This is a genomic window from Trueperaceae bacterium, from assembly GCA_036381035.1.
In the GTDB taxonomy this organism is placed as follows: domain Bacteria; phylum Deinococcota; class Deinococci; order Deinococcales; family Trueperaceae; genus DASRWD01.
Genome location: DASVDQ010000167.1, coordinates 1 through 3,052 on the forward strand (window position 1 = coordinate 1; position 3,052 = coordinate 3,052).

Below are 3,052 nucleotides of genomic sequence, written 5' to 3' on the forward strand. Positions count from 1 at the left end.
CGGCAAGAAGCGCGGCATGGCGTACTACCGCTATCGCGAGAAGTTCGGCGAGGACCCGCCTACCGCATGGAATCGCATGCTCTCGCTCGAGCCGGATGCGCGGGTCTCGGCGTATATGCGCGCTGGACTCATCCGCTACGCAAAGAGCAAGCGACATCAACAGGCTGCTGAGGCCGCAGCGTGAGATGCGAGTACTGCGGTGAGGCTTGCGAGCGCTCGATTGAGTTTGTCGGCCAGCGGACGCCAGTTCACGAGGACTGCGAGCCGTTATGGCGCAAGGGGTATGGGCGGTGCGCGGTGTGTAAACACGACGGAGTGGCGGGTGAGGTATGTCCGTACGTAGTGACGACGTCGAGCGGGAAATTGGTGCACAGGTGGCTTTGTCACCCGATGACGGGGAGGTCATGCGCCGCGGACTGGTACCGGCGGTACAGGCAATGGTTGAGCACCTTCACCGCCAGATCCGAATGAGCTTAGCGGAGGCCGAGAAGTACGAGGAGCTTGCGGAGATCCGGCGGCTGTACGCGCAGGAGCTGGAAGAGCTGTTGATGGAGTACTTGGCTTGATCAAGCGGACGGGACTGGATGCGATCTTGAGCGATCTGATCCGGGAGCGGGACGACTGGACGTGTGTCAGGTGCCAGCGGCAGTTCCCGGATCGGAAGGGCCGGGACGTGCATTGCAGTCACTTCTACTCGCGCCAGTACACGTCAGTGAGATGGCACCCGGACAATCTGTTGACGCTCTGCGCGAGGTGCCACGACTTCGTGGGGAAGGATCACGACGAGCACGTGAGGCTCATGCTCAGAGTGCTCGGCGAGGTGCGGTACGAAGAGCTGAGGACGAGAAAGCGCCAGGTCTACCGCTACAGAAAGGACGACAAGAAAGCCATGCTGAGCCACTACCGCGACGAGCTGTTCAAGCTGAAGAAGCTGAGAGAGGCGGGGGCGACTGGCCCGCTGCATGTGGTGGCGTATGACTAATCCAATCTCCGCCGATTTAACCGAGAACTACAAATTCACGTTAGCTGAGGCGATTGACGAGTGCTGCCGGTTGGAGAAGGAGCGCGACGACGCCCAACAGGCGTGTGCCGTTGCGTATCAGATCCTCGGCTCTCTCAGCGAAGACATTGGGATATTCGACCATCCTCTGATCCAGAAGGCATTGACGATGTTGGCGGACCACGAGGAGACGGAGCCGTTGTTGCCGTGGCCGTCGAAGACGCTGGAGGAGTGGAGGAAGGAAGCTGCCGTGGCTGCTGTCGATGCTCAGGAGCACTCGGCCGGAGTGGTGCCGTATGACTGATGATCGTGGCCTTTACGTAGCAACGGTAAAGCGGCCGTATCCGCAGCTCATCGAGGCGCTTGAAAAGCTGCTGGAGGAGGCGCGGAAGGGAGAGCTAACCGGCATTGCCTATGTCGGCGTGTGGCACGGTAACTTGGTGAGCTACTCGTGGACGATTGACCCGCGCCCGGTTTCATACTCGCGCGCGATCATCGGCTCGATTGAGTTTCTGAAGCACGATCTCATTGCGCGGATGATCGACCAATGAAACTCTTCGAGGCCGGGGCTAGAGGCTATATCGCGGTGGTGCCGTATGACTAAGCTCTTTCTTCTCAAGACGGAGGGCGGCGACATCATCGGCTGGGGGCCGAATGATCAAGCGTACTTGGCCAAGCTCGGGCCCGGAGAATGCTTGGAGTGTGACACGCGCAAGGCCCGGAATCCTGCCCATCATCGGCGCTTCTTCGCTCTGCTGCAAGCCGCTTTTGCCGGCCAGAACAAGTACCAGCGCATCGGGGATCTGCTCATCGAGCTCAAGCTGCGGGCGGGCTGGTATGACGAATATGTCACGGCGGAGGGAAAGCTCGTGTACGTCCCGAAATCCATATCATGGGCGCGAATGGATCAGGAGACTTTCGAAGAATTCTACGGCGATGCGGTGGTCGAGCTATCGTTTATGTTCCCCGAGATCGAGCATATTGCTGCAGAGGCGGATGAGATCATCGCGCGACGGACGCTGGAAGCCGTGGAATGAGCGCCGTCATGGTCGAGCACAAGCCGCCTAGTGGCCTAGGCCACGATCTGCTGGAGCATTGGGCCTCATACATGCGAGGGGGACTCCCGTTGGGCCGGGCGTCATCGCTGCATGAAAGGCTTGATCGACCGCACGACGAGGTGCCGCAAGAGGTCATGTTGGTGGACCGGATCGTAGCTCGAATAGGGGTGGAGTACCCGGCCTACCGGCGAATGATCAACCGCTACTACCTGGGCCGGGAAGCTCCGTGGCAGATCGCGGGGATATTGGGCTACACGGAGGGTTTCGTGTGGCTCAGTCTGCGGGCGGTGGCTGACTTGGTAGCGAGGCGGTACGAGGAATTGGCGGGAGGCTTGACGTCCTAACCGTTTGATTGCACACTAGGCATGCTTGTCGGGGGATTCGTGCGCCCGACGAAAACGCAGAGAATGGAGTCTGAACCCGCGCCCTTTGGCCGGTAGTAGGACTTCCCCCGGCCCGCCGCAAGGCGGGCCTTTTTCGTTTCCTGCGCTACTACGCACGTTACCCGAGGATTGCTCATGAAGCGCTTCCTGATCGCGGCGCTGCTGTGCCTGTGCGTGCTTCCGGCATGGGCTCAGCCGTCGGAAGAGCCGACACTGGACGTGACGCTGACGTGGACTGCGCCGACGCAGAACACGGACGGCTCACCGCTCACCGACTTGGTCGGATATCGGATCTATTACGGCACCAGTGAGGGCGGGCCGTACCCGAACGTCGTCTCGGTCATGGACGCGGGCGCCACGCAGTACATCGTGACTGGAGAGACGCTGTCGGAGAACACGACGTACTGCTTCGTGGCGACGGCGGTGAATGCTGCGGGCCTGGAGTCCCAATACTCCAACGAGGCGTGCGCGACGACGCCGGACATACCGGAGGTGCCGAATCCGCCGTCTGGGGTCTCTGTGACCATCACGCTGAATTTCGGCGGGCAGTGATCGTTCAAACCTACCGCGAGCATCGCCAGACGGCGGCGAAGGCATATCTGTGCCAGCTC

The 3,052-nt window shown here is 60.8% G+C and carries 7 protein-coding genes; all 7 read left to right on the forward strand.

Features of this window, described 5'->3' with window-relative positions:
- On the forward strand, positions 1-184 hold a 184-nt coding region (locus tag VF202_15885; protein HEX7041598.1), incomplete at its 5' end, for a hypothetical protein.
- 220 nt (positions 185-404) lie between these two features.
- Entirely contained in the window at positions 405-566 is a 162-nt protein-coding gene (locus VF202_15890) for a hypothetical protein (GenBank protein ID HEX7041599.1), read from the forward strand.
- A gap of 26 nt (positions 567-592) precedes the next feature.
- Positions 593-982 carry a hypothetical protein gene (locus VF202_15895; GenBank protein ID HEX7041600.1) on the forward strand — a complete coding sequence of 130 codons (390 nt, stop codon included), beginning with the start codon at positions 593-595 and terminating at the stop codon, positions 980-982.
- 70 nt (positions 983-1,052) lie between these two features.
- Positions 1,053-1,304 carry a hypothetical protein gene (locus tag VF202_15900; GenBank protein HEX7041601.1) on the forward strand — a complete coding sequence of 84 codons (252 nt, stop codon included), beginning with the start codon at positions 1,053-1,055 and terminating at the stop codon, positions 1,302-1,304.
- Entirely contained in the window at positions 1,297-1,551 is a 255-nt protein-coding gene (locus tag VF202_15905) for a hypothetical protein (protein ID HEX7041602.1), read from the forward strand. The genes VF202_15900 and VF202_15905 overlap by 8 nt, the downstream gene beginning before the upstream one ends.
- A 45-nt stretch (positions 1,552-1,596) precedes the next feature.
- Positions 1,597-2,037: a DUF1367 family protein gene (locus VF202_15910; GenBank protein HEX7041603.1), complete on the forward strand. Its 441-nt coding sequence runs from the start codon at positions 1,597-1,599 to the stop codon at positions 2,035-2,037.
- 539 nt (positions 2,038-2,576) lie between these two features.
- On the forward strand, positions 2,577-2,993 hold the full coding sequence (locus VF202_15915) for a fibronectin type III domain-containing protein (protein HEX7041604.1): 417 nt from the start codon (positions 2,577-2,579) through the stop codon (positions 2,991-2,993).
- The last annotated feature ends 59 nt before the right edge of the window (positions 2,994-3,052 follow it).